The sequence below is a fragment of the Duganella fentianensis genome (assembly GCF_964031615.1).
GTDB classification, from domain to species: Bacteria; Pseudomonadota; Gammaproteobacteria; order Burkholderiales; family Burkholderiaceae_D; genus Rugamonas; species Rugamonas fentianensis_A.
This window is the reverse complement of record NZ_CAXIQN010000020.1, coordinates 359,078-385,015: the sequence shown is the minus strand read 5'-3', so window position 1 is coordinate 385,015 and position 25,938 is coordinate 359,078. Positions and strand designations below refer to the sequence as shown.

The 25,938-nt window shown below is 62.5% G+C and carries 16 protein-coding genes; 8 read left to right on the top strand and 8 right to left on the bottom strand.

The window, feature by feature from the left end:
• Positions 1-111 precede the first annotated feature (111 nt).
• Positions 112-678 carry a YceI family protein gene (locus ABNT42_RS16210; RefSeq protein ID WP_348698673.1) on the top strand — a complete coding sequence of 189 codons (567 nt, stop codon included), beginning with the start codon at positions 112-114 and terminating at the stop codon, positions 676-678.
• Here the strand turns inward: ABNT42_RS16210 and ABNT42_RS16205 are convergent, their stop codons facing one another.
• On the bottom strand, positions 679-1,266 hold the full coding sequence (locus tag ABNT42_RS16205) for a chromate transporter (protein WP_348698671.1): 588 nt from the start codon (positions 1,264-1,266) through the stop codon (positions 679-681).
• Positions 1,263-1,841 (bottom strand): chromate transporter, encoded by a 579-nt coding sequence (locus ABNT42_RS16200; protein WP_348698669.1) that lies wholly within the window; start codon positions 1,839-1,841, stop codon positions 1,263-1,265. The genes ABNT42_RS16205 and ABNT42_RS16200 overlap by 4 nt, the downstream gene beginning before the upstream one ends.
• 173 nt (positions 1,842-2,014) lie before the next feature.
• Between ABNT42_RS16200 and ABNT42_RS16195 the strand changes: the two genes are divergently transcribed.
• Positions 2,015-2,227, top strand: coding sequence for a hypothetical protein (locus tag ABNT42_RS16195; RefSeq protein ID WP_348698667.1), 213 nt, complete (start codon positions 2,015-2,017; stop codon positions 2,225-2,227).
• A gap of 243 nt (positions 2,228-2,470) precedes the next feature.
• Here ABNT42_RS16195 and ABNT42_RS16190 read toward each other — a convergent pair whose 3' ends face one another.
• The 3 genes from ABNT42_RS16190 to ABNT42_RS16180 all read right to left on the bottom strand — a co-directional run bounded on the left by ABNT42_RS16190 (position 2,471) and on the right by ABNT42_RS16180 (position 7,147).
• Complete coding sequence (locus ABNT42_RS16190; RefSeq protein ID WP_348698665.1) at positions 2,471-3,070, bottom strand: hypothetical protein; 600 nt, start codon at positions 3,068-3,070, stop codon at positions 2,471-2,473.
• Between the two features lie 371 nt (positions 3,071-3,441).
• Positions 3,442-4,068 (bottom strand): phosphohydrolase, encoded by a 627-nt coding sequence (locus ABNT42_RS16185; RefSeq protein ID WP_348698663.1) that lies wholly within the window; start codon positions 4,066-4,068, stop codon positions 3,442-3,444.
• Positions 4,069-4,195: 127 nt separating this feature from the next.
• A complete protein-coding gene (locus ABNT42_RS16180; RefSeq protein WP_348698661.1) occupies positions 4,196-7,147 on the bottom strand; it encodes an ATP-binding protein in 2,952 nt (983 codons plus the stop codon).
• A 152-nt stretch (positions 7,148-7,299) separates the two neighbouring features.
• On the opposite strand from ABNT42_RS16180, the gene ABNT42_RS16175 reads away from it, so the two are divergent.
• Positions 7,300-7,929 carry a LysE family translocator gene (locus tag ABNT42_RS16175; protein ID WP_348698659.1) on the top strand — a complete coding sequence of 210 codons (630 nt, stop codon included), beginning with the start codon at positions 7,300-7,302 and terminating at the stop codon, positions 7,927-7,929.
• A 124-nt stretch (positions 7,930-8,053) separates the two neighbouring features.
• Here ABNT42_RS16175 and ABNT42_RS16170 read toward each other — a convergent pair whose 3' ends face one another.
• Together ABNT42_RS16170 and ABNT42_RS16165 are read right to left on the bottom strand one after the other, a co-directional pair.
• The gene (locus tag ABNT42_RS16170; protein ID WP_348698657.1) at positions 8,054-8,830 is read right to left on the bottom strand and encodes a YceI family protein; all 777 of its coding nucleotides are present in this window, start codon (positions 8,828-8,830) and stop codon (positions 8,054-8,056) included.
• A 424-nt stretch (positions 8,831-9,254) separates the two neighbouring features.
• Entirely contained in the window at positions 9,255-11,918 is a 2,664-nt protein-coding gene (locus tag ABNT42_RS16165) for a M1 family metallopeptidase (RefSeq protein WP_348698656.1), read from the bottom strand.
• Positions 11,919-12,131: 213 nt separating this feature from the next.
• Between ABNT42_RS16165 and ABNT42_RS16160 the strand changes: the two genes are divergently transcribed.
• Genes ABNT42_RS16160 through recD form a run of 5 tightly spaced genes read left to right on the top strand, consistent with a single transcriptional unit; the run spans position 12,132 to position 24,999 of the window.
• Positions 12,132-12,755: a glutathione S-transferase family protein gene (locus ABNT42_RS16160; protein ID WP_348698654.1), complete on the top strand. Its 624-nt coding sequence runs from the start codon at positions 12,132-12,134 to the stop codon at positions 12,753-12,755.
• 19 nt (positions 12,756-12,774) lie between these two features.
• Positions 12,775-15,825: a CHASE domain-containing protein gene (locus ABNT42_RS16155; RefSeq protein WP_348698652.1), complete on the top strand. Its 3,051-nt coding sequence runs from the start codon at positions 12,775-12,777 to the stop codon at positions 15,823-15,825.
• A 36-nt stretch (positions 15,826-15,861) separates the two neighbouring features.
• A complete protein-coding gene (recC, locus tag ABNT42_RS16150; RefSeq protein WP_348698649.1) occupies positions 15,862-19,278 on the top strand; it encodes an exodeoxyribonuclease V subunit gamma in 3,417 nt (1,138 codons plus the stop codon).
• Positions 19,275-23,033, top strand: a complete 3,759-nt coding sequence (gene recB, locus ABNT42_RS16145; protein WP_348698646.1) for an exodeoxyribonuclease V subunit beta — start codon at positions 19,275-19,277, stop codon at positions 23,031-23,033. The genes recC and recB overlap by 4 nt, the downstream gene beginning before the upstream one ends.
• On the top strand, positions 23,023-24,999 hold the full coding sequence (gene recD / locus ABNT42_RS16140; protein ID WP_348698644.1) for an exodeoxyribonuclease V subunit alpha: 1,977 nt from the start codon (positions 23,023-23,025) through the stop codon (positions 24,997-24,999). Before recB ends, recD begins: the two co-directional genes overlap by 11 nt.
• On the opposite strand, the gene ABNT42_RS16135 is transcribed toward recD, so the two are convergent.
• Positions 25,000-25,872: a serine hydrolase gene (locus tag ABNT42_RS16135; protein WP_348698643.1), complete on the bottom strand. Its 873-nt coding sequence runs from the start codon at positions 25,870-25,872 to the stop codon at positions 25,000-25,002.
• Positions 25,873-25,938 lie beyond the last annotated feature (66 nt).

Here is a 25,938-nt window from a genome sequence, read left to right as displayed (position 1 = left end):
TTTACATTCAAGAAACTCGCAAGCATAATCGTCAGCACTCGAAGATATTCACTGGCCAGCTTTCCTGTCCGGTCGAGTTCTGACTAATTGTTGCTCTAACTGGAGTTTCCCATGAAAAAAATCCTTGCTCTGCTGATCGCTGCAGGCGTTTCGCTGTCCGCTGCTGCGGCACCGGAAGCCTTCACTTCCGACGTTAACCACACCTTTGCCCGCTTCGAATACAGCCACTTCGGCTATTCGACGCAGCAAAGCCGTTTCAACGCCACCAGCGCCAAAATCGTGCTGGATCGTGCTGCCAAGACGGGTTCGGTGGAAGCGGTGATCGACACCAAATCGGTCGATACCGGCTCGAAACTGTTCGATAGCCACATTCAGGGCGAAGATTTCCTCGATACCGCCAAGTTCCCGACCATTACCTACAAGTCGACCAAGTTCAACTTCAATGGCGATAAACTGGCCACCATCGACGGTAACCTGACCATCAAAGGCATCACCAAGCCAGTCACCCTGACCGTGACCCACATGCAGTGCATGGATCACCCGATGATGAAGAAACTGGCTTGCGGCGCCAACGCCACGGCCACCATCAAGCGTACCGAATTCAACGCCGGTAAATACGCGCCTTACGTGGGTGACGATGTGACGCTGAGCTTCGCTGTCGAAGCCATCAAGGACTGATTACACCAGTTGTAATCCGCCCAGCAGCGCACCTGCAGCCAGCAGCCATAGCAGATGGATGCGGGTGCGCCAGATCAGCAACCCTGCCACCGCGGACAGGGTCCACAGCGGCCAGTCCTGCTGCCAGTCGCGATGCGCGCTGCCGAGGATGATGCCGACCGAAACCATCAGCCCGACCACGACCGGCGCCATGCCTTGCTTGAAGGCGCGTACGCCCAGCAGTTCGCGGTTTTCATGGCCCCAGCGCGCGGCCAGATAGGTCAGCGTAGTCGAGGGAATCAGTATGCCCAGCATGGTCACTGCCACACCGGCAAATGCGGCCAGATAGCTGCCCGTGTTGAGTCCCACTTTCCAGCCCATCAGCGCCACAAATAGCACATTCGGCCCCGGAGCCGCCTGCGCGATGGCGATTGCGTCATTGAACTGGGCTTGCGTGAGCCAGTGATGTTCTTCCACCAGAAAACGGTGCATTTCCGAGGTGGTGGAGATGGCGCCGCCAATCGACATCAGCGAGAGCAGCAGGTAGTGGCCAAACAGGTTGAGCCAGTCGCCCAGCGTGAGGACCAGATGCAGCGGTGCTTCGCTCATGCCCGCCCCCGTTGCAGTGCGCGGTAGGTGCAGGTAACGCCTATGCTGCCCAGACTGAGCAGGGTGTAGGCCAGCGGCAGGTGCAGCAGCACCACGAAAATCACGCAGAATACGGCCAGCACGGCCGAGATCCACCAGCGTAATGGGTGCTTGCGTAGCGACGACGCCAGCTTCAGGCCGGTGGCAGCGATCATGCCGGCCGAAACCGCGGCCATGCCACGCAGGGCACCGGTCACGGCGGCGACATCGGCAAACTGGGCGTGCAGCACGGCCAGCGCCAGTACCACCATCAGCGGCACGGCCAGCATGCCCGCCAGTGCGGTCAGCGCGCCGCGCAGACCGAAGTAGCGACCGCCTATCATCAGTGCCAGATTGACTACGTTGGGGCCCGGCATGATTTGGGCGACGGCCCATTCTTCGATGAATTCTTCTTTCGTAAGCCAGCGTTTACGTTCCACCAGTTCGCGCTGGACTACCGCCAGTACGCCGCCAAAGCCTTGCAGCGCCAGCAGGGTGAAGGAAACGAAGAGATCGAGCAGGGAGGAGGGTTGCGGGTGGTCGGGAAGGCGGGTCATGCGGCATTATCGCGCCGCTCTTTCCCTGTGTCTATGTCGGTTTCCACGCATGAATAGTATATTTTCCGCCGATACGAGGCTGACATTGACTTTTGTCGCGGCTGGTTAATAATCCCGTAGCATCTGTTTGCGATCATACGGTTTTTCGACTTCCAACCGCCCTCGGGACGACTATGAACCAGACTGTTTCCACCCACCTGATCCAGCCGCGCCGCAATGCGCTCGTGAGTGCCGCAGTGGATCGGGGCATTGAAGTGCAGCGCAGCTTCAATACCCTGTGCGCGATCGAATATATGAAGTCGCACAACATTCCCGCCGAAGTCATCGAGCGGGTGCTGCTAGAGCCGGAATTGCGCCGCAAACTGGCACAGCTAGCAGGTTTTTGATGTTTACTTATACACAAAGCATGTTAGCAAGAATTTTTTTCAAATAAATTCGGGTGATAATCTGTGAGATTTTAAGTCATTGATTATTAAGGAGTTTATTTTTGCCTGATTGATGGGCAGTTTGTTGAAAGCCGCATGGTTACAGGCTTTGTGGGCTGTCAAGAGGGGCTTTTCCACATAGATATCCACAGCCTCTGTGGATATCAAGAAAAGTGCTTTAACAATCCTACACTTAAGTGAAACTTAAGCGCTGGTGGGCTGTTTGGCGGCGGCTAGCAACTGGCGCGCCATCTCCAGTTCGGCACGTAGTTGCAGGGTCTGCTGGTGGGCTTGCTGCAGCCCTTCGTAGGCCCGCAGCGAAGCGATTACGGTGGTGAACAGCTTGCGCGTGGTGAGGTCGGTTTTGCACCAGAAATCGTTGATGTCGTAATCGAGAATGATGCTATGTTCCAGCGCCTGACCGGGCTGGCCTGTACGCAGCACGATGCGCACCAGCTGGTTATGCAGGGTTTCGCGGATCTGGCGTGCCACGATCAGGCCGGCATCGCTGGTTTCCATGATTACATCGAGCAGCACCAGCGCCACGTCGGGGTTGTCGGCCAGTACGGTCAGTGCTTCGTCACCGCTGTAGGCATGCAGGAAGCTCAGGCGGCGCCCCTGGAAGCACACATTGCTGAGTGAGAATTTGGTGACGACGTGCACATCCACATCGTCATCGACGATGAGTATGCGCCATGGTGGCGGACCGGCCGGTGCCTCGGGTTTGCTGGCCAGAGCCGTTTCTGCACCGGGTACCGCTTCGTCCTCTATGATCCAGTCAGTGTCTTCGTCGTTGTGATTCATGCATCAATCCCACGGTGAGTCGAAGAAAGAATAGCGGTTGTAAGGCTCACACTATTCCTTGCCGCAAAGTTTGTCAAAGATTTCGCGCGTCCGGTAAAGCCACTGTCTCGCGCATTATACCGGCGGGGCAAAAAAATATTTTCCGGGTTCCGTAGCGAGCCCGTTTACTTAACGACTGCCAGCGCTAAGTACTTGATTTTATGAGGTGAAAAAAATGCTCGAAGAATGGGCAATTTGTTCTGCGCCGCGTCGTTACAGGCGTTCTCTGCTGTCAAGTGGGGCTTATTCACAAGCTTATCCACAGTTGATGTGGATATCTGTAAAAAGCCCTTATCTGCCGCCCCTTTAGCGTATAAAGGTCAGGTAGTTTGTCACGCGGTGCGGGTTTTTAGCTGTTCTAGCTGGGTCAGAAAACGCTCGCAGGCCAGTGCCGGTTCCCATGGTTCCCATGCAACACCGCCGTAGATCGCCACCAGTGGATCGTGTTCCAGTGGCTGGCTGCGGATCTGCAGGGTACGTCGCACTTCCGCTGCCGACCAGCCCACCACATGCACAGCCTCGCTGGCAGCCGCCAGATGGTCGGCCCGCTTGTGCGCCGCATAGTCACGCTGGTTCCAGCGCGGCAGGCCGTAGCGCAGGAACACGGCCTGTTCCAGTCGCTGGCTGAGTGCCTTGAAGCCCTCGCCCAGAAACGGTTTGAGGGGGGAGATGCAGTCGAAGCCCAGCAAGCCTTCCTCGGCATCGTGTAGCAGTTCGCGCAGCGCCTGCAGCGGCGCCAGCGGGGTGCCGCGCGCCAGACTGTCGGCGGCGCGCAGATGCATCACGCTGAGCGAATGCTGGGCTACGGAGAGGGGACGGCGCCATGCCGAATGACCGCCCCAGCGATAGGTACGGGCCAGACCTAGCGCCAGATCGCTGTCGTCCCAGTCGAACGGGGTAGGATCAAGCAGATCGAGGCGGCGGGCGGATGGCATCCTGACCCAGGCGCGTGCTTCCATGATGTTTCCTGTTTTGAAAAAAAACTGTAGAGAGTGGCAATTTAGCCTCGCACTGTGACTACCTTGAGCTTTCAACCTGAAACAGGAAGGCATACGACCATCGTACAACTAATTGCTGTATCAGGTGTCAGTGGCTATCCACAGCCGATTGCGGGCGAGCCGGCTTTCTGAGCGGCTCAGGCGTGGCATGGGCCAGATCGGCGCAGGCCTGTTCCAGCGCCAGCGTGACGGCTGGCAGGTGGGCCCGCGTGGCCGGCAGGTCGCCGCTGATAGCGGCTTCTTCCATCGCCGTGCACAGGCCATGTAGCTGGCTGTCGCTCAGGTAGCTGGCACTGCCTTTCAGGGCGTGGATGGCGGCAGCGGCCATGGCGGCGTTGCCTGCTTCCAGTGCCGAGCTGGCCGCTTCCAGGCGGCGTGGCGCTTCTTCCAGGAAGGCCAGGGTGATGCGCTGCATGTGGCTGGGCGACATGCCGGACAGGGGCTCGATACGGATGGCGCCATCCTTGCCGGCCGCAGGTGGGCTGGTAGCAGCCTGCTGTGGCGCCGCCGGCGCGACGCCGAACTGGGCATCCAGCGCTTCGGCACTGGTGGCGACACGGTAGCTGTGCTGGCCCAGTGCCAGCGGCCTGCCGCGGCTCAGGTGGCGCGCAATGATCTGTTCGATCTGCTCGTACAGCAGTTGCTCGTCCACCGGTTTGCTGAGGAAACCATCCATGCCCACGGCCAGATAGCGCTGACGGTCATGGTCACTGGCATTGGCCGTGAGGGCGATAATGGGTACGCCGGCATCGAGCACCTGATAGTCATCGCTGCCGCCGATGCGTATCAGGCGCGCCGCCTGTTCGCCATCCATCATCGGCATGCGGCCATCCATCAGTACCAGATCGTACTGGCTGTTACTCAGTGCATGCAGGGCCTGCAGGCCATTTTCCACCATGCGCACTTCATGCCCCATGTTTTCCAGCAGGGTGCTGACGATGATCTGGTTGGTGCGTACATCTTCCGCGCACAGGATGCGCAGGCGGTAGCTATGGCGCTCGCTTCGCGGCAGGCGCGTGGTAGGTGCCAGCGGTGCATCGCCCAGCGCCATCGGCAGGGTAAAGCTGAAGGTGGAACCCACGCCCAGCTGGCTCTGAACGGCGATCGAGCCACCCATCAGTTCCACCAGTTCCTTGCAGATGGCCAGACCCAGCCCCGTGCCGCCGTAGCGGCGCGTGGTGGACTGGTCGGCCTGCTCGAATTTCTGGAACAGGCGCGGCAGCGCGGCCGCAGGAATACCGGGACCCGTATCGCTGACATCGAAGCTGATGCTGTGCTGGCCCGCCTGCAGCAGCATGGTGGACACTTGCAGCCGCACTTCGCCGCGGTCGGTGAATTTGATGGCATTGCCCAGCAGGTTGAGCAGAATCTGGCGCAGACGGGTCGGATCGCCCCGTACATAGCGCGGCAGATCAAGCGCCAGTTCGGTGCGCAGCAGCAGGCTCTTGGCATCGGCCTGGGTCTGCAGGATGCCAACGGCGTCGTCAACCAGTTCCATCAGATCGAAATCGACCGATTCGATCGAAAGGCGGCCCGCATCGATTTTGGAAAAGTCCAGAATGTCGTTCAGGATGGCCAGCAGCGATTCGCTGTTCTGCAGACCGATGCGCAGGTATTCTTCGGTGCGGCCCTGCACGGCCTGATCGCGCATGGCGAACTTGATCATGCCGATCACACCGGCCAGCGGGGTGCGGATATCGTGGCTCATGGCCGACAGAAAATCGATGCGGTGGCGGCTCACCACTTCCGCATGTTCCTTGGCTTCACTCAGCTGGGCGGTGCGTTCATGCACGCGCTGCTCCAGTGTATTGCGCAGCAGGCGGATCTGGTCAGCCAGCGCAAACGCCAGCAACACCCCATCGAGTGTGCCGCCCAGCAGGGTGAATAGCTGGGCGTTGCTGACCACGGCGGGGATCAGGCCCACATTGGCAGGCAGGATCAGCAGGCCGGGCACCATCAGGGCGACAAAACCCAGTACGAAAAAGCGCGCCGGATAGTAACCGCGGCGCCATACCACGATGCCGCTGATCAGGGCCAGCGTCATCCAGATGGTGATGACGATGGTGGCGATGGTGTGGGCGTAGCTGAGCGCGAAGAAGCAGGTGGGCAGCGTCAGCAACGGCAGGATCAGATTTATGCGGCTGAGACGGTATAGTCTGGGCGCATAGTCCTGCAGGCGCAAAAAACTGGTGTAGAACAGTGTACTCAGTACCGGCAGCAGGAAGAAGGGCACGTAATGCCAGTGCAGATTGTGCCAGTCGAACAGGTCGGCCGAGAGGTGGAAGGTCATGCCCCACGCCAGCGCATAGCACAGTACATACAGCGAGTAGTACAGCGAGGAGCGGTCGCGCGTGATGGAATAGATGAAGAAATTGAACACGGTGAGCGCCAGCAGGGCGCCGATGGAACCGATGATCAGCACATTTTCCGTCGCCACCAGTTGCTGGTACTGGGCTCGTGGCAGCACCGACATGACGGGCGTGCGGGCAAAATAAGGGCTGGAGAAGCGGATCAGGATCTGGTAGCGCTGGCCCGGCAGCAGATCCATATCGCGGCCATAGTGCAGCAGGTAGGCGTGGGGCTGGCGATAGCCGGTCAGCATCTGACGCACGCTGCCATCAGGGCCATACAGCTGGATATCCACCAGATCGATCAGGGTGTCGTTGGGATCGATCACCCATGCTGCCTGCTGGCTGTCGTTGCGTACTTCTGCCACCAGCCAGTAGTGTCCGCCCAGCAGATCGACCTTTTCGGCCGGTTTCAGCTGGCTGACGAACTGGGGCAGGCTGGCCGCATCGACCGGGAAGGGCTGGCCTTCGTCGCTGTAAAGGCGGGCATGCTGAAGTAGATCGATGCTGCTGTTGTTCAGGCCTATCGGGCCATCCCCTATCTGTGCCTGCGCAGGCGCCATGAAGGTGCTTGCACATAGCCAGAGCGCCAGCCCAAGCATCCATCTGCGCAATGGCGCTGCGCCCGAGCGTGCCTGCGCACCGGATAGGCCGGAGATCAGTTGCTGCAGGAGGCGACGCGCAAATCTCATAGAGGGGCGTAAAAGCGACGGCAGTCGGGTTGGCAAGGAGAGTGCATTTTAAACGAGAACTTAGTGCCTGAAAGTAAAAATTGATCTTTGGCACAATGGCACTGTCGTTTCAACGCAGGTAAGATGGCGTTTTTTCGCGCAGGAAAGCCAGAATGCTTATTTCACCTGAACAGTTGGTTGGATTTCTCACGGCTGCCATGCTGATTACCGTCTCGCCGGGACCGGATAATCTGATGGTGCTCAGTGTCGGCATGTCGCGCGGACGGCGTCAGGGCATGGCGTTCGGACTGGGTTGCGCGCTCGGCTGTCTGAGCCACACTGTGCTGGCCACGCTGGGTGTCAGCGCGTTGATCAAGGCGTCACCGCTGGCTTTCGGTGCGCTCAAGCTGCTGGGTGGCGGCTATCTGGTCTGGCTGGGCATCGGTGCGCTGCGCAGCCGTGGCGGTGCGCGGGTGGAGGGGGCGGGCCTGCCGGAAGAATCTCTGGTGCGGCTGTTCTGCAAAGGCTTGCTGGCCAATGCCATCAACCCCAAAGTGGTGCTGTTCTTCCTGTCTTTCCTGCCCCAGTTCGTGCTGGCTGAGCGGGGCGATGCCAGCTGGCAGACGGCCCAGCTGGGGATACTTTTCACCCTGCAGGGCGTGCTGGTATTCGGTCTGCTCGGCTATTTTTCCGGCGCGGTGGGTGGCTGGATCAACCGCCATCCGGGTGCAGGCCAGTGGATGGACCGCATTGCCGGGGCGATTTTTGTCGGGCTGGGATTGAAATTGCTGGTTAGCCGATGAGCTGGAAGATAAACGTTGGTTTGTCATCACCCTGTCACGTTGAGCAGCGATACTGTCTCTGCTCTTTCAAGTCTCTCCCGATTTGAAATTTTCTTTGGCCCGCGCTCATCCGCGGGCTTTTTTTTTAGTGCGCCAGCAGGCGGTAATGCAGTTCCAGCTGGTCCTGCACGGCCAGTGCGCCGCCCATCACGGCAAACGGGGTAATGCCGTAGTCGCTCTGCAGGATGGTAAAACTGCCTTCGGCGCGCAGGCTGCGGCCATCGCTCTGGATCTTGGCGGGTAGTTGCATGCGGCGCGTTACGCCATGTAGCGTCAGGCTCAGTTGCAGGCTCTGGCCGTCGGCACTGCGTTCGGCTTCCAGCACTACCAGTGGATAGCGCGCCGCATCGAGCACGCGGTTCAGCATATTCTGCCGTGTGCCGGCCACGGCATCTGCCGAGGGCTGGGGGCTGAGGCCGGCGGCCAGCCGCAGTTCGGGTGGATCGACCAGCATTTCGTCGAGCCGGAACTGCAGGCTGGCGCGGTTGTGCTGCTGATCGATGCTACCGCGCAGATTCTTCACCCGTATCAGGTGGTCATGGCCCAGTCGTGCCAGCAGCCCGCCGCGTCGCACGATCACGGTGATCTGGCTGGCCCCATCATCGAATTGCAGCAGCGGCAAAGGGGCTGGGGCACTGGCAGTTGCCGTGGCCTGCGCTGGCGCCGACGCTGCAGCCACAGTGGCAGCCGTGGGCTGCTGGGTGCTGCTAGCGTTGCCGCGCGGTGCAGAATCGGCGGTGCCGGCGTGAGAGGGTTGCGCCGGCACAGGGCTGCAGGCCTGCAGCACCATGCCGCAGCATAGCAGTAGGGCGATGGCGCGCACGGACTGGCGCGGGCAGGCTAAAACATGTATTTTTGTCATTGCTGGAAGGCGTCACGGCGGCGTCACAAAGCTTGATTATGATGCGTTTCGCTGATTCCAGCATGTGCCAGTTGCTCGCCGCACCCAAGCCGGTGCGGGATACCACGGTGCATGACTCGGCAGGCTGGCCGGTGGCCTGAAGCACCGGCACCATCATTCTGTCCTGAACAGGCACGAGCAGTTCGGGAAAATTAATCTAGCTTAATCATCCCCTAAGCCTAGTCAGACGGAAGGCTGGCAAAGTAACACCTGTAGCGCGCGGCCTGAGCCCCGCGCCCGGTTGCCGGACCCGCAAGCCCGGCACAGTTACCGTCCAGGCGGCACGCTAGCCGCCAGACTTCCGACATCCCCACGCCTTCGAGCGTTTTACAACCAGCATCATCACGCGATGACGCTGGTTTTTTTTTGCCTCGGTGGAGCTGACTTACTGGTGCTTGGCCAGCCAGGCTTCGATTTCCGGCAGGCGGGTCTGGCGCACCTTGATGCGGTACTGGATGGCGGCGATGGCCATATTGGTGTCGCCTTGCGCTTCCGGTGCCAGATATTTGGCGGCATAGGCGCGCAGCTTATCGATCATGGCGGGATCGGACGAACGGCCACCGAGACGGGCGAAGTAGCGGCTACGCGCGCTGGCATCGACTTTCTGCTCGAACGCGCTGTAGTGCGCCAGTGCGTAGTCATAGGCCAGATCGGGATGGTTGCCCGATACGTGACCGACAATCGCGGCACTGGTGGTCACACCACCTTCATCGGTCAGCGCCAGTTCCAGCGCGCGCTGGGCCAGCTGGCTATCTTTGGCGGCGCCCAGCAGACCATACAGCTCGGCCTTGATCATCGGCGTGGTTTCTTCCCGCGCTGCCTTGTGCAACTGCTCCCACGTGGCGGCATCGGCATTTTCGGCCAGCACACCAAGGATAGGGCGGCGCAGTTCGGCCGGCAGGGCGCGTGCATCGTTGCCGACGGCCGCAAAGCGGCGCCGTGCTTCAGCACTCACGCCTTCATCGCCCATGGCGCCCAGCGCTACCACCAGTGTCTCGCGCAGATTGGCCTGTGCCGCACTTTCGCCCGCGCGTGCCTGCCAGCCGACGTGGGCCAGCACGGGGGCCAGCCGCTGGCGGCCATACTTGTCCAGCATGGCTTGCTGGGCCGGCATGCCTTCGTATAGCGCATGCAGATTGAGCAGGGTGCCGGCAATGCTGTTCCACACTTGCGGCGCAGCGTCGACGGCAGTACTGCTGGCCAGATCGAGTGCGCTGCTGGCCGGCATCAGACCGGCCATGCCCAGTGCACGGGTATCGCCCAGTATGCCCAGCTGGTCGATGGTCGGCAGCTGGCCGAACTGGCTGGCCAGCTTGGCGAAAGCTGCCGGTGCATACAGCGTACGGTAGTAGCCGGTCTGGCCGGCATTCACGACCACCGCGCCGCAGCCGGGCAGGTTGACGCTGGCCTTGCCACCCGTGACCAGCGTACGGACTGGCTGGCCGCCAACGGTCTGGGCGATGACCGGTACACGCCAGCGCAGGGCTTTTTTATTTGGCTGGTCTTTGCTGAATTCATCCTGAGTCAGGGTAACGCGGGTCTGGCCCTTGCTGCAGCTGGCGGCGTCCACACGGATCATCGGCACGCCCGGTTGCAGGGTGAAATCGTGGGCGATCGCCGATACCGGCTTGTGCGCTGCCTGTTCTACTGCGCGCCACAGATCATCCGAAACGGTATTGCTGTACTTATGCTTGGCCATGTACTGGCGCACGCCGGCGCGCCATGCCTGTTCGCCCACATAGTCCTCCAGCATGCGGATCACGGCTTCACCTTTCTGGTAGGTGATGCTGTCGAAGGCCTGACTAGCCTGTTCCACCGTGGCGATCTTCTGTACCACCGGATGGGTGGTGGCCAGCGCATCCTGCCCCATGGCCTGCTCGCGCGTATCGACCGCGCGCAGCGACCATTGCCATTCCGGATGCAGGCGGTCGGTGGTGCGCGATTCCATCCACGAGGCGAAGCCTTCGTTCAGCCACAGGTCGTCCCACCATGCCATGGTGACCAGATCACCGAACCACTGGTGCGCCATTTCATGGGCGGCGACGAGGAAGGAAGTCTGCTGGTCGTCCTGCGTGGCGATGCGCGGGTCGAGCAGGATGGCGTTTTCAAAGGTGAAGATGGCGCCCCAGTTTTCCATCGCACTGAAGGACTGGCTGCGACCCGGCGCGCCGATGTTATCGAGTTTCGGCAGCGGATATTTGACGCCGAAGTAATCGTTGTACTCTTTTAGTACTGCGACCGAGGAATCGAGCGCGAACTGGCCCTGGCTGGCCATGCCTTTCTGGGTGATCACGCCCAGTTCCGTCCCTTCGGCGACTTTGCTGATGCGGTCGAATTCGCCCATGGCGAAGAACAGCAGGTAGGTGGACATTTTCGGCGAGGCGGCAAAGCGCACCAGCTGGCGGCCATCGGCCAGTGTGCTGGTGCTGCTGACCGGCATATTCGACACGGCCATCTGGCCGGCCGGGATGGTGGCTTCCAGCGCAAACGTGGCTTTGTAGTTAGGTTCATCCCACGACGGGATCATGGCGCGCGCATCGGAGTTCTCGAACTGGGTGTAGAGTGCGCGCTTTTTGGCGCCGCCGTTTTCATAGTCGAGCGCAAACAGGCCGCTGGCCTGGGTGTTGATCTTGCCGTCGTAATCGAGTTTAAGCTGGTAGCCGCCTTTGGTCAGCAGGCGGGGGAAGTGCAGGGTGACGGTCTGTTTCTGTGCATCGACACTGATTTTGTCTGCCGCGAGGCCAGTCTGGCCGCCGGCCGCGCTAATGGCGGCGCCACGGAAGCTCAGGTCGGCCGCATGCAGCGTCAGGCTGTCGCTGGCTTCCAGCATATTCAGCGTGATGGTGACGCTGCCACTGAAGCTGCGCTGGGCGGCATCCGGTACCAGCGATACGGCGTAGTGGCTGGGCACAGCGTGGCGCGGTAACTGGCTAGTGACGATGGCGGGTTTGCTGGCGCTGGCAGGTGCGCGGGCGGCGGCGAGTGCGCCGGCGGGCAGCGTGGCGCCCAGAGCCAGCATGGCGGCGAGCGAAATCAGAGTGCGTTGCATGGGGATCCTTGTGGAGAGTGAGCCGGTGGGCTGACGAATGGTCCGGTGGGCTTCGTGAGCCTAGCGGCAATCTAAGTGCATCTGGTCATAATGTCAATCTTTTGCACCGCAGCTGTTCACACCGGACGACAGCGCCAGCATCATTTCGCCCAATCCGGCGTATCATGCGCTACGCGGCCAGCCTTGCCGTGATCCGACTGAAGGGAGTGTTAGATGAAACTGTATTCCGCGCCGCGCGCCCCGAATCCGCGCCGGGTGGCCATGTTCCTCGCCGAGAAAGGTATAGCGGTGGAACTGCTGTCGTTCGATCTGCTGCAGGGCCAGCAGCGCAGCGCCGACTTCCTGCAGAAAAATCCGTTCGGACGGGTGCCGGCGCTGGAGCTCGATGATGGGCGCATACTGACCGAGACCCGCGCCATCTGCAGCTGGCTGGAAGGTCGGGTGCCGGAGCCGAATCTGATGGGCGAGGGTTATGACGAACATGCGTTCATCGAAATGGCGGATCGCCGCGTCGAACTGCATCTGCTCAGTACCATTGCCGATTGTGCGCGCCATACCCACCCTGTGCTGGCGCCGCTGGAACAGCCGCAGTTTGCCGATTTCGGTCGTGCCCAGGGCGAAAAGATGCGCCACACGGCACGCTGGCTGGACCAGCAACTGGCGCAGCAGCCCTATATAGCGGGGCAGCGTTTCACCATCGCCGACATCACCGCGTTCTGTGCACTGGAGTTTGGTCGCGGCATGTTGAAATTCCGGCCCGCCGACGAAGCCATGCCGCACCTGCAGGAGTGGCGCGACCGGATTGCTGCCCGTCCGAGCGCACAGGCAGCGTATTAAACGCTGCAAGCACTGAAGCATGTTCAGGGATGCCAATGCGCGTGCGGCAGCACGCAGCCAGCGCCTGCTGATCTGGCTGGGCGGCGTCGGACTGGCCAGTCTGATCGGGGCGGGTCTGTATGGTTCGGCGGCCAGCACGGTCGATGCGAATGCAGCGCTGCGCTTCGATAATCTGGCGCGCAATACCCAGTACAGCATTGCCGCCCGCATCAAATCGTATTCCGACATTACGCGCGGGCTGGTGGCGCTGTTCCAGACGGCGCCGCAGATCAGCCGCCTGCAGTTCCACCAGTACGTGGACAGTCTGGCGATCGCGCGCCATTTTCCCGCTATCGAAACCCTGAACTGGGCGCCGCTGGTGAGTGATAGCCAGCGCGCCAGTTTTGTGGCGGCCGTGCGTAGCGATGCCAGCCTCGATGAGCGCGCTTATCCCGCCTTCGAGATCCGGCCAGCGGGCCAGCGCGCGCAGTACATGCCGCTGACCTATCTGGAACCGCCCCTGATTCTGCAGGAAAAAATGGGCGTCGATGTGATGGCCGATCCGGCCGTGGCACGGGTGCTGATGGCGGCGCGCGACAGCGGGCAGGTGATGGCCTCCGGTCAGCCGGTAATGGTGCAGCATCCGCTGCCCCATATCGGCATGGGCATACGGCTGCCCGTGTACCGCTCCGGCATGGCGCTGACCGATGTGGCGCAGCGCCGCGCTGCCTATCTGGGTTCGGTGGGCGTGGGTTTCAGCATTCCCCGCCTGCTGCAGGGTGCCATCGATGAAATGGCGGTGCGCCAGCTGCATCTGGTGCTGTACGCCGATGCCAGCCGCGAGGTGGACCAGCGGCGGCTGGAGCTGGAACTGGCCGATCATGTGCTGTTTAATGACGACGGCAGTCTGCAGGCGCGGCGTGATCTGCTGGCGCAGCGCGAAGACTATTTTGTCTCAGTGCTACCAATCGACTTCCATGGCAGCCTGTGGAAGGCGCAGTTTTTCGTGCGCAAAGACCAGCTGCTGACGCCGTTCGACCGCGCCTTGCCGTGGGTGGCGGGGGTAACTGGCTTTGCCGGCAGTGCGCTGCTGTATAGCTATGTGCTGGTGCTGTATTCCTCGCGCCGGCGCGCCATCAAGCAGCGTTTGCTGCTTGATACCGTGCTGGATAATGTCGATGCCCATGTATATATGAAAGATGCCCGGCGCCGCTTCATCTATGTCAATGCACGCATGGCCGGTGCCATGGGCATGACGGCCGACCAGATGATAGGCAAGACCGACCGCGAACTGATGCCGGCCGGCGTGGCCGACGAAGCGTGGGAGCAGGAGCGGCAGGTGTTTGCCGACCGCCATACCCGCACGGGCGAAGTGCATCAGGTGGACGCCGATGGCGGCGCCCATTACCGCTGGACCATCAAGGCGCCCGTGGTGATAGACCGTAGCGTAACGGCGGTGATCGGTTTGTCGACCGATGTGACGCAACTGCATGAACTCAAGCAGAAGGCCGATACGGCGAATCAGGCCAAGAGCGAATTTTTGTCGAATATGAGCCATGAAATCCGCACGCCGATGAACAGTATCATCGGTATGGCCCATCTGGCGCTGAAATCTGTCAGCGATCCGAAACAGCGCGATTATCTGGAGAAGATCTTCCATTCGGGGCGTCACCTGCTGGGCATCATCAACGACATACTGGATTTCTCCAAGATCGAAGCGGGCAAGATGGAGCTGGAAGTGCTGGACTTCGCGCTCGATGCGCTGCTCGATAACGTCGTCAGTCAGCTAGGCGAAAGCGCGGCAGCGCGCGGGCTCAAGCTGGAAATTGCCGTGGCCGACGGCATGCCGCGCCAGTTGCGCGGCGACCCGCTACGGCTGGAACAGGTGCTGCTGAATTTCACCAGCAATGCCATCAAGTTTTCCGAGCAGGGCACGGTGCAGATCCGCGCCAGCCTGCAGGGCATGTGTGAAGGCATGCTGGAGGTCCGTTTCGAAGTGGCCGATCAGGGCATAGGCATGACGCCGCAGCAGCTGGAACAGCTATTCCAGTCCTTCCATCAGGCCGATACCTCGACCACGCGGCGCTACGGTGGTACGGGGCTGGGCCTGGTCATCAGCAAGCAGCTGGCGGAACTGATGGGAGGCAGCGTGGGGGTGGATAGCCGCGCCGGTGCCGGCAGTACTTTCTGGTTCACGGCACAACTGGCCTGTGCCAGCAGCCTGCTGCAGCATAGCGGAGATACGCTGCAGGCCGAAGTGCTGGACAGCATACGGGGCAGCGCCGTCCTGCTGGTGGAGGACAATGTGTTCAGCCAGCAGGTAGGGCGTGAACTGCTGGAAGAAGCCGGTGCCACCGTGTGCGTGGCGAATAACGGCAAGGAAGCCATCGACCTGCTGCTCAAGGAGCGTTTCGATTGCGTGCTGATGGATGTGCAGATGCCGGTGATGGATGGCTATGAAGCCACGCGGCTGATCCGCGCCCATCCCAAACTGGCCGGCAGCCTGATTATCGCCATGACGGCCAATGCCGGCATGGCCGATCAGGAGCGCTGTCTGGTGGCCGGCATGGATGCGTTCATCTCCAAACCGGTTGCGCCTACGCTGCTGTTCAATACGCTGGCGCGCTGGATGCGCCAGCGTGCTATCGCTGCACAGGCGCCGTTGGCGGCCTCCTACTATGCGCTGCCGGCCAGCCCGCTGGCACCGGCCCAGCCGGTGGCAAATGATGAAGTGCTGGCCCAGCCTATGTTCGATCTGACCGTACTGGCCCAGACTTTCGGCCACCGCGCCGACAAGATGCAGAAATTTTCGCTGATGTTCCTCGACGCTGCGCGCGATGGCCTGGGCGAACTCGATGCCGCGCTGGCGCAGCAGGATTACGCCCAGCTGGCGGAACTGGGGCACCGCATCAAATCCTCGGCTCGGGCGGTGGGGGCGATGCGCTTCGGTGCCCTGTGTCTGGCGCTGGAACAGCTGCGCCATGAGGGCGAGCTGGCCACGGCCACGCTGCTGGTGCAGCAGCTGCATGCCATGCTGGCACAACTGGAAGCGCTAATGACGCAGGAACTGCTGGCCTACATGGAGAGCTAGAGCGATAATACCAGCTCCTTCTTCCCGATGAGCCCTATGGACGCAAGCGTAACGCCCGGACTGATAGTTTTGCATGGCAACCAGCTGGAAATGCTGCGCAGTGCGGTGTTCCAGTGGTTGCGCCAGCACCCGCTGGGGGCGCTGGAAGCGGAGACTTTTCTGGTGCAGTCGAACGGCGTGGCGGAGTGGCTGAAAATCGCACTGGCCGAGGAACTGGGCATCTGTGCGGCCACCCGCGTGGCGCTGCCGGCACGCTTCCTGTGGGAGACTTACCGCGGCATGCTGGGACACGAGCAGGTGCCTACCATATCGGCCTTCGACAAGGGGCCGCTAACGTGGCGTTTGATGCGTCTGCTGCCCACCTTGCTGGAAGATCCCGTGTTCGCGCCGCTGCGCCATTTTCTGGCCGACGGTGCGCCGGAGCGCCGCCTGCAGCTGGCCGAGCGGCTGGCCGACCTGTATGACCAGTATCAGGTTTATCGTGCCGACTGGCTAGATGACTGGGCACACGGGCGCGACCAGTTGCGTCGTGCCGGTGCTGGCGCTGGCGCGGCCGCGCCGGCACAGGCGCTGGCGCCGGATCAGTGCTGGCAGGCGCAGTTGTGGCGCGCCGTGATAGCCGATGTCGATCCGGCGCAGCGCGAACTGGGACGCGCCACCATCCATACGGAATTTGTCCGCGCTGCTGCCGCCGGCGAAGCGCCGCGCGGCCATCTGTCGCGCCGCATCGTCATCTTCGGCGTCTCGGCGCTGCCGTTCCAGACCCTGCAGGCACTGGCCGCGCTGGCCGGCTACACGCAGGTGCTGCTGGCCGTGCCTAACCCCTGCCAGTTCTACTGGGGCGACATCATCGAAGGGCGCGAACTGCTGCGCGCCGCGCATAAACGCCAGCAGCCGCGCAATGGGCAGGATCTGGGTGCACTGCCGCTGGAGCAGCTGCATGCGCACAGCCACCCGCTGCTGGCCAGCTGGGGCCGGCAGGGACGTGATTTCATCCGTCTGCTGGACGAATTCGATAGCGCCAGCGCCAGTCTGCACGATGGCGAAGGCCAGCCGCTGCGGGTCGATCTGTTCAGCGATGGCGCCGGTAACACGCTACTGGAGCAGATTCAGGCAGCCGTGCGCGATCTGCTGCCGCTGGCCGAACACCCGCTTACGCCGCCACCGGCCAGCGACCGCTCGCTGCAATTCCACATTGCTCACAGCGTGCAGCGCGAAGTGGAAGTGCTGCACGACCAGTTGCTGGCCATGCTGGCAGCTGATAGCAGCCTGCGGCCGCGCGATGTGGTGGTGATGGTGCCCGACATCGATACCTTCACGGCGGCCATCCATGCCGTGTTTGCCCAGTACCGGCGCAGCGATGCGCGCTATATCCCGTTCGAGATCGGCGATGTGAATGACCGCAGCGTCAATCCGCTGCTGGTGGCGCTGGAATGGCTGTTGCGGTTGCCGCAGCAGCGCTGCCGCCAGAGCGAAGTGCGCGATCTGCTCGATGTGCCGGCGGTGGCGCGCCGCTACGGCCTCGATAGCGAGGATATGGCCACGCTGGGCCTGTGGATCGAGGGCGTGGGCGTGCGCTGGGGGCTGGACCCCGAGCATCGCGGCGGGCTGGGGCTGGGCGCCGTGGGCGAACAGAATTCCTGGCTGTTCGGCGTGCGCCGCATGCTGCTCGGCTATGCTAGTGGCGAGGGCGCGGCCTTTGGCGGCATCGAGCCTTATGGCGAAGTGGGCGGGCTCGATGCTGCGCTGGCCGGTTCGCTGGCACAGCTGGTATCGGCACTGCTGCACTGGCGCGGCGTACTGGCGCAACAGCGCACGCCGGCCGAGTGGGGCGTGCAGGCGCGCGCACTGCTGGCCGTATTCTTCAGCGCCGACGAAGAGGGCGACCGTCTGACGCTGGCGCAGCTGGATGAAGCGCTGGGGCGCTGGCTGGAAACCTGCGACAACGCCGGCTTTGTAGAAGCTGTGCCGCTGGCCGTGCTGCGCGAAGCGTGGCTAGGATTGCTGGACGAGCCGACCCTGAACCACCAGTTTGTTTCCGGCGGCGTGACTTTCTGTACCCTGATGCCGATGCGCGCCGTGCCGTTCCGCGTGGTCTGCCTGCTGGGCATGAATGATGGCGATTTTCCCCGTCGTGCGCCACGCGCCGATTTCGACTTGCTGGCGCTGCCCGGCATGGCCCGTCCCGGCGACCGTTCACGGCGCGATGATGACCGCTACCTGATGCTGGAAGCCGTGCTGGCCGCACGCGATCAGCTCTACATCAGCTGGGTGGGGCGCAATGTGCGCGATAACTCGGCGCAGCCGCCTTCGGTTCTGGTGGCGCAGTTGTGTGACTATCTGCGTGCGGGCTGGAATATCGAGCTGGATCAGTTGACCACCGAGCACGCGCTGCAGCCGTTTAGTCGGCGCTACTTCGAGCAGGATGGCCTGCTCACCTATGCGCGCGAATGGCGCGTAGCACACGGCGAACAACAGCAGGCGGAAGTCGCGACGGCGCTGCCGGCGTTCGAGCTCGATGCCAGCTATCGTTTGAAACTGGCCGATCTGGTCAACTTCATGCGCCAGCCGGCGCGCTACTTCTTCCGTCAGCGGCTGGGTGTGGTGTTCGGCGATGCTGCGCAAGTGGGCGAGGATGAGGAACCGTTCGCGCTGGACGGGCTGGAACGCTATCAGCTGGAAGACCAGTTGCTGGCTGATGAAGGCGAGGACGAATTAGCGGAGCAGGTCGCCGACCAGCTGACCCTGCGCGCGGCACGGCTGGCGCGCGAAGGGCGCTTGCCCATCGGTCTGATCGGCCAGCAGTACCAGCAGCAGCTGGTGGCCGGACTGGTGCCGGTGCGTAGCGCATGGCTGCAGCTGCGCCAACGCTATCCGCATCCGGCCGCCAAGGTGGCCGTGACGCTGGCACTGTCCGCGGCACCGCTGGAAGACTGGGTAGACCAGTTGCGCAGCGATGGTCATAGCACGGTGTGGCTGGGGCAGATCTCGTCCAAAGTGATGGGCAAGCAGGGCGAAGTGCGGGCCGAGAAGCTGATCGAAATCTGGCTGCGCCAGCTGGCACTGGCCGCCAGCGGCAGCCCGGTCACGGCACATCTGATTGCGCGCGATGCCCATGTGCAGATGGCGCCCATGCTGAAGCAAGCTGCACAGACGGCGCTGGAACAGCTGGCCGGCCTGTGGCGCGAGAATATGAACCAGCCTTTACCCACCGCCTGCAAGACGGCGCTGGCGCTGCTGAACCAGCAGGATGCCCGTTCCGTCTATGATGGCGGCTACGAACTGACGGGCGAAGTGGCCGATCTGTGTCTGGCGCGGCTCTGGCCCGAATACGCCGAACTGGAACGGCAGCCCGCGTATGCCGATATCGCCGAGCGTCTGTACGGGCCGCTGCTGGCATGGCTGGGTGCAGCAGTGACGATATATCCACTGGATCAGGAAGGTGCAGTATGAGCAGCAGCGCAATCGCCCTCAGGGCACTGGTATTCCCGCTGCACGGTTCGCGCCTGATCGAAGCCAGCGCCGGTACCGGCAAGACGTGGACCATCGCCGCATTGTATGTGCGGCTGGTGCTGGGCCATGGTGGTGAACATGGCTACCAGCGCCCCTTGCTGCCGGCTGAAATACTGGTGATGACGTTTACCCGTGCGGCCACGCGCGAATTGTCCAACCGTGTGCGCGAACGGCTGGTGGAAGCGGCGGCGTATTTCCGCGCCCATGCGGCGCACACGCTAGGGGACCAGCGTGATGACTATCTGGACGAAATCCTGCTCGACTATCCCGACAGCAGCGCCCAGCAGCAGGCCGCGCACCGCCTGATGCTGGCGGCAGAGACCATGGACGAAGCGGCCATCTTCACCATCGACGCATGGTGTCAGCGCATGCTGCGCGAGCATGCCTTCGATAGCGGTAGCCTGTTTGACGAAGAATTACTGAGCGACGAGCAGACCCTGTACGAAGATGCAGCGCACGACTACTGGCGCCAGCAGGTCTATCCGCTCAATGCAGCCTGCCTGCAGCCGCTGCTCGCGTGCTGGCCGAATGTGGGAGCGCTGAAGAGCAGCCTGCGCGAGCTGACGCGGCGGGCCGATCTGATCGGCGCCAGCCGTGCTACCGGCTGCACCGACGCTGCGCTGGGCACCCTGATCGTGCAGTTGCAGCAACAGCAGCAGGCCATACTGAGCCAGCTCAAACAGGGCTGGAGTGAGCGTATCGCCGACATGGAACGATGGATCAATCAACAGCGCGAGCTTGCGCCCAAGTGCTTTAATGGCGTAAAGATGAAGCCGGAAAGCGTGGCCGGCTGGTTCGAGCGCCTGCGTGCATGGGTGGCCGATCCCCATGCGACCCATCCCGATCTGAAAGATACGGCCTGGCGCCGCCTGACTCCCGACGGCATCCGCGACGCTTTTGCCAAAGGCTTTAGTGCCGAGGTACCGGACAGCTTTGATGCCATCGCGCCGCTGAAAGAGGCGCTCGATCAGATCGAGCCGCTGTCGTTCGCGCTGTACCGACATGCGGTCGGCGTGATCGCTGCACGCATGGCGGAACTCAAGCAGCGTAACCGCCAGTTCGGCTTTGCCGACATGCTGGACCGGCTGAATGCCGCGCTGCAGGGCGCGAATGGTAGCGCGCTGCGCCAGCGCATCATCAGCCAGTATCCGGTCGCACTGGTGGACGAGTTTCAGGATACGGCGCCTAACCAGTACCAGATTTTCAATCAGCTATACCGCGTGGCCGACAATGATGTGGCCACCGGCCTGTTCCTGATCGGTGACCCCAAGCAGTCGATCTACGGCTTCCGTGGTGCCGACATCCACAGCTATCTGGCTGCACGGGAGGCGACCGCAGGGCGGCATTACCAGCTAGGCACTAACTACCGTTCTACCGAGGCGGTGGTGGCCGCCGTCAACCGGCTATTCCTGCATGCGGAAACGCTGGCTGGTGGTAGTGGCTTTGCCCGCGGCGCCTTCCGCTTCCGCAATCCGGCTGACCGGCACAATCCGCTGCCGTTCGAGGCCGTGGGCGCGCGCGGACGTGATGAGCAGTTAGCCAATCAGGCGGGCGAATTACCGGCGATGGTGCTGGCCTGTAGTGCCATGCCGCTCAAGGCCGAAGCCTATCGCGAGTTCTTCGCGTGGCAGTGCGCCGAGCAGATCGTCAGCCAGCTGAACGATACGGCTATGGGTTTTGTCGGCGCGCACGGCATGCGCCGTTTGCAGCCGGCCGATATCGCCGTGCTGGTGCGCGACCGGCGCGAAGCGAGCGCCATCCGTACGGCATTGCAGCGGCGCGGCGTGGCCAGCGTCTACCTGTCCGACAAGGATGCCGTAACGGATAGCGAAGAAGCGGCCGATGTGCTGCGCTGGCTGTCGGCCGTGGCCACGCCGCTTGATGGCGCACTGGCGCGTGCCGCTTTTGCGACCGCCACCTGTGGCCTGTCGCTGGCAGAATTGGCGCGCCTGTCGTCCGATGAACTGGCGTGGGAAAGCCGGGTGGAACAGCTGAAAGGCTGGCACACGGTTTGGCAGCGGCAGGGCGTGCTGGCCATGCTGCGCCGCTTCATCCATGATCTGAATCTGCCGGCGACGCTGATCCAGCAGCCCGGTGGCGAGCGCCGGTTGACCAATCTGCTGCATCTGGCCGAACTGCTGCAGACGGCCAGCCGCCAGCTCGATGGCGAACAGGCGCTGATACGCTGGCTGGCCGAGCAGATCGAAGGTGGCGAGGCAGGCGGCGATGAGCGGGTGCTGCGGCTGGAAAGTGATGCGGAACTGGTGCAAGTCATCACCGTGCACAAATCCAAGGGGCTGGAATATCCGCTGGTGTATCTGCCGTTTGCCGTTACGGCGCGTAAAGTGGAGCGGCGTAACCGCAGCTTCTTCGAATATAGCGACGGCAACGGCGCACGCCAGATCGATATGGCGCTGACTGACGAAGCGCTGGCGCTGATGGAGCAGGCACGCCTACAGGAAGATCTGCGTCTGCTGTACGTGGCGTTGACGCGCGCCCGTCACTATCTATGGCTGGGTGTCACGGCGCAGGCAGCGCGCAAGGAAGGCGAAAATACACTGCATGAATCGGCACTCGGCTATCTGCTGACGGGTGGCGAAGCGCTGCCGTCAGAGCTGATGCTGGAACGCTGGCAGCATGCGATCGCGGGCTGTGACAGCATCGTGCTGCGCACACTGGAGGCGGCGGGCGAGGCGTCCGTGACGCGTTTGCAGCGGGTGGAACAGCGCCCCGCGCTGCTGGAACCGCAAGCTTATGCGGCGTGCTTCGAGCGTGACTGGACGGTAGGCAGTTTCAGTTCACTGGCGCGGCGTACCGGGCCCACAGCCAGCATAGGGCAGGCGCTGCCCGTGCCACGCGATAGCGCGCAGGAAGATCTGCTGCAGGGCGAAGTGTCGGCGCCGACGGGCGCCACCATGCAGAAGGTGGAAGACGTGGCATGGCATCGCTTCCCGCGTGGGTCCGTGCCGGGCAATTTCCTGCACGAGCAGCTGGAATGGCTGGGCAAAGAAGGTTTTGCCACAGTGGCGCAGGATAGCTTTGCCAGCCGGCTGGCACGACGCGTCGAGCGGGCCGGCTGGAGCAACCGGCTGCAGGACACGGAAGTCTGGTTGCGCCAGATCGTCACCACGCCGCTGCCACACTTGCAGGCGCCATTGACGGCGATTCGTCAGCCGTTGCCGGAAATGGAGTTCTGGTTCCCCAGCGAACGGCTCAACACCAGCGCACTCGATGCGCTGTGCGTGCAGCATCTGCTGGGTGGCGTGGCCCGGCCGGCCCTGCCGGAGCGCGAACTGCACGGCATGCTGAAAGGTTTTGCCGATCTGGTCTTTGAACATGAAGGACGTTACTGGGTGCTGGACTACAAATCGAATGCGCTGGGCGGCAACGATGCGGCCTATCACACGCCGGCGCTGGTGGCGGCCATTGCCGATCACCGCTACGACATACAGGGTGCGATCTATATGCTGGCCTTGCACCGTCTGCTGCGCAGCCGGCTGGGAGCGCGCTACGATGCGGCGCGCCATCTGGGCGGCGCGCTGTTTCTGTTCCTGCGCGGGATCGCCAACGAGCAAACGCGCGGCGCTTATCTGATTGCGCCCGACCCCGCACTGCTGGACGGACTGGAACAACTGCTGGAACTGCCTACCAAGGGGGCAAGCAAGGAACAAAACGAGGTGCAGCATGCTGGGTAATCGTTCGGAAGCACTGCTGGTACAGGTCGATGTGCTGACCGAAGCGGGCCATCTGCGGCGCCTGAGCGGCGCTTTCGCCCGCTTTATCGGCACGCTGGGGCAGGATGGCGCGCCTTTGCTGGCGGCCTGCGTGCTGCTGGCCGAACTGGAAGGGCGCGGCCATAGCTGCATGAAGCTGGCCGACCTGTCCGGTGCCGTGGGCACCCAGTTAGGCTGGCAGCCGGAGTTGTGGCGCGCCTTGCACGACAGCGTGGCAGGCTGGCCGCAGGACGTGGCGGCGTGGCGCAAGCTGCTCGCTGCCAGCGAACAGGTGTGGGCAGTGGGCGATCTGGATTTCGATCAGCCGCTGGTGCTCGATGGCGAACGCCTGTATCTGCGCCGTTACTGGCGCGATGAAAAGCTGGTGGCGCAGGCCGTGCGCCAGCGCGCGCTGGGTGAAGTGCTGGCCGGCGATGCCGGCGCCGATATCGCCAGCATCCGTCACTGGCTTGATCTGCTGTTCCCTGAAACGGCAGGCGCGGCGGGGCCGGACTGGCAGAAAATGGCCTGTGCCGTGGCCGTACGGGGCAAGCTGGGCATCATCACGGGTGGCCCCGGCACGGGCAAGACTTACACAGTGGCGCGTCTGCTGGCGCTGTTGTTTGCCACTGCCGGTAGCCGACGCGACAACCTGCGGGTAGCGCTGGCGGCACCCACCGGCAAGGCGGCGGCACGGCTGAAACAGGCGATCGATAGCGCGCTGGAGGAGCTCGATCAGCGGGTCGGCGCAGCGCTGCCGCTGCGCGAACTGGCGGGACGCATGGGCGCGGCACGTACCCTGCATAGTCTGCTGGGCGCACGTCCCGATACGCGCGCGTTCCGTCATCACGCGGGTAACCAGCTGGAGGTGGATGTACTGATCGTTGACGAAGCCTCGATGATTCATTTAGAGATGATGGCGGCGCTGCTGGCAGCCTTACCGCCCCATGCCACGCTGATACTGCTGGGCGACAAGGACCAGCTAGCGTCGGTGGAAGCTGGGGCCGTTCTGGGCGACCTGTGCTTCGATGCCGAAGCGGGCGGCTACCATGCCGAGACACTCAACTACGTGCTCGATGCCAGTGGCATCAGCATTCCTGCTACGTATGCGGGACATGCCGGCCCGATTGCCCAGCAGACGGTGATGCTGCGCGAAAGCCGGCGTTTCGGCGGGCCTATCGGTGCGCTGGCGCTGGCCGTCAATCGCGGCGATGCTGCGGCCACCGTGCAAGTGCTGCGCCAGCCTTCGGCAGGCCGCCTCGGATGGACTGATCCGGCGGTGCCGGCCGATGCTTTGCAACTGGCGCTGGCCGGTCGTGATGGCGCGGCCGGTGGTTATAGCCGCTATCTGCAATTGCTCAAAGCCGGTGCGCCGCAAGGCGAGGGCACCGACTATCTGGCGTGGGTGCGCAGCCTGATCGTGGCGTTTGAACGTTTCCGCATCCTGTGCGCCGTGCGCGATGGCGAATGGGGTGTCAATGGCTTGAACGACGCCATCGAAGCGCGTCTGCAGAGCGCTGGCCTGCTGCGCCGTAGCGGTGAATGGTATGCGGGACGTCCCGTGATGGTGACACGCAATGACTATGCCACGGGGGTGTTCAATGGCGACATCGGCCTGACGCTGCCCGACCCGGCCCGGCGGGATGCCATGCGGGTGTACTTCTCCGATGGCGAGACGGTACGCAGTGTACTGGCTACCCGCCTGCGCAATGTGGAAACGGCATTCGCTATGACGGTACACAAATCGCAGGGCTCGGAATTCGAGCACACCGTGCTGGTGCTGCCACGTGAAAGCAATGGCACGCTGGCGCGCGAACTGGTGTACACCGGCATTACGCGGGCGCGCGAATACTTTACTTTGCTGACGCCTAACCAGCAGGTGCTGCTGGATGCCATCGCCCAGCGCACCCAGCGCGCCAGTGGACTGCGCGCGCTGCTACAGGATTAATCAGGCAGCGCGGCGGCGCTGCTTGCTGTTCTTGGCGGCTTTGCGGTGCGATTTGGCCGAGGCCTTCATCACTTTAGGTTCGGCATCGGGACCGGCGATGAAGCGGCGGATGTTGAGTGCATCCATCATGCGGGCCGAATTGGCTTTGGCATTGAGCAGAACCAGCGTGGCGTTCTTGCCGGCCGACTTGAAGCGCATGATCAGGCAGCGGCCCGCTTCTTCCGTGTAGCCGGTTTTGGACAGGCCCACATCCCAGCCCTTGGCACCTACCAGACGATTGGTGTTGTGGTACTCGACCTGACGGCCTTTGATATTGATGATGTCCTTGGTATCGGTGGTGATGCGGCGGATTTCCGGATAGGCCGAAGCGGCGCTGGCCATGCGTACCAGATCGGTGGCGGTGGAGCGGTTGTTGGGCGACAGGCCGGTCGGTTCTTCGATCACGGTCTGGCTCATGCCCAGCGCACGGATCTTGGCATTCACGGCCGCCTTGAAGGCTTCCGGACCACCGGGGAAGGTACGGGCCAGCGAAGCGGCAGCGCGGTTATCGGACGACATCAGTGCCAGTTGCAGCACATCGCGACGCGACAGTTCGGCACCCACCGGTACGCGCGAGGTGCTGTGCTTGAGGGTGTCCACATCAGTTTTTTCGATGCTGATCGGTGCATCCAGATCGGCGCGCGAATCGAGTACCACCATGGCCGTCATCAGCTTGGTCAGCGAGGCGATCGGTACTTGTACGGTGGAATTCTTTTCCAGCAATACCTTGCCGGTGTCATCTTCCACCACCAGTACGGATTGCGAGCCCAGCGGCACTGCCAGCGCGGCGGCCGTCACGGAACTCAGTAAGACAGCGATAATTTTTTTGAGCATAGTTTCAATATTCGGTTAATTCAGGCGAAATTCGGTCGAGCAGGCGGCGCGCGCCACGGATTGCCA

What these genes read in the sequence shown, in the direction of transcription:
- ABNT42_RS16210 (WP_348698673.1), top strand. Translation starts at nt 112, where the DNA reads ATGAAAAAAATCCTTGCTCTGCTGATCGCTGCAGGCGTTTCGCTGTCC.
- ABNT42_RS16205 (WP_348698671.1), bottom strand. Translation starts at nt 1,266, where the DNA reads ATGAGCGAAGCACCGCTGCATCTGGTCCTCACGCTGGGCGACTGGCTC.
- ABNT42_RS16200 (WP_348698669.1), bottom strand. Translation starts at nt 1,841, where the DNA reads ATGACCCGCCTTCCCGACCACCCGCAACCCTCCTCCCTGCTCGATCTC.
- ABNT42_RS16195 (WP_348698667.1), top strand. Translation starts at nt 2,015, where the DNA reads ATGAACCAGACTGTTTCCACCCACCTGATCCAGCCGCGCCGCAATGCG.
- ABNT42_RS16190 (WP_348698665.1), bottom strand. Translation starts at nt 3,070, where the DNA reads ATGAATCACAACGACGAAGACACTGACTGGATCATAGAGGACGAAGCG.
- ABNT42_RS16185 (WP_348698663.1), bottom strand. Translation starts at nt 4,068, where the DNA reads ATGGAAGCACGCGCCTGGGTCAGGATGCCATCCGCCCGCCGCCTCGAT.
- ABNT42_RS16180 (WP_348698661.1), bottom strand. Translation starts at nt 7,147, where the DNA reads ATGAGATTTGCGCGTCGCCTCCTGCAGCAACTGATCTCCGGCCTATCC.
- ABNT42_RS16175 (WP_348698659.1), top strand. Translation starts at nt 7,300, where the DNA reads ATGCTTATTTCACCTGAACAGTTGGTTGGATTTCTCACGGCTGCCATG.
- ABNT42_RS16170 (WP_348698657.1), bottom strand. Translation starts at nt 8,830, where the DNA reads ATGACAAAAATACATGTTTTAGCCTGCCCGCGCCAGTCCGTGCGCGCC.
- ABNT42_RS16165 (WP_348698656.1), bottom strand. Translation starts at nt 11,918, where the DNA reads ATGCAACGCACTCTGATTTCGCTCGCCGCCATGCTGGCTCTGGGCGCC.
- ABNT42_RS16160 (WP_348698654.1), top strand. Translation starts at nt 12,132, where the DNA reads ATGAAACTGTATTCCGCGCCGCGCGCCCCGAATCCGCGCCGGGTGGCC.
- ABNT42_RS16155 (WP_348698652.1), top strand. Translation starts at nt 12,775, where the DNA reads ATGTTCAGGGATGCCAATGCGCGTGCGGCAGCACGCAGCCAGCGCCTG.
- recC (WP_348698649.1), top strand. Translation starts at nt 15,862, where the DNA reads ATGGACGCAAGCGTAACGCCCGGACTGATAGTTTTGCATGGCAACCAG.
- recB (WP_348698646.1), top strand. Translation starts at nt 19,275, where the DNA reads ATGAGCAGCAGCGCAATCGCCCTCAGGGCACTGGTATTCCCGCTGCAC.
- recD (WP_348698644.1), top strand. Translation starts at nt 23,023, where the DNA reads ATGCTGGGTAATCGTTCGGAAGCACTGCTGGTACAGGTCGATGTGCTG.
- ABNT42_RS16135 (WP_348698643.1), bottom strand. Translation starts at nt 25,872, where the DNA reads ATGCTCAAAAAAATTATCGCTGTCTTACTGAGTTCCGTGACGGCCGCC.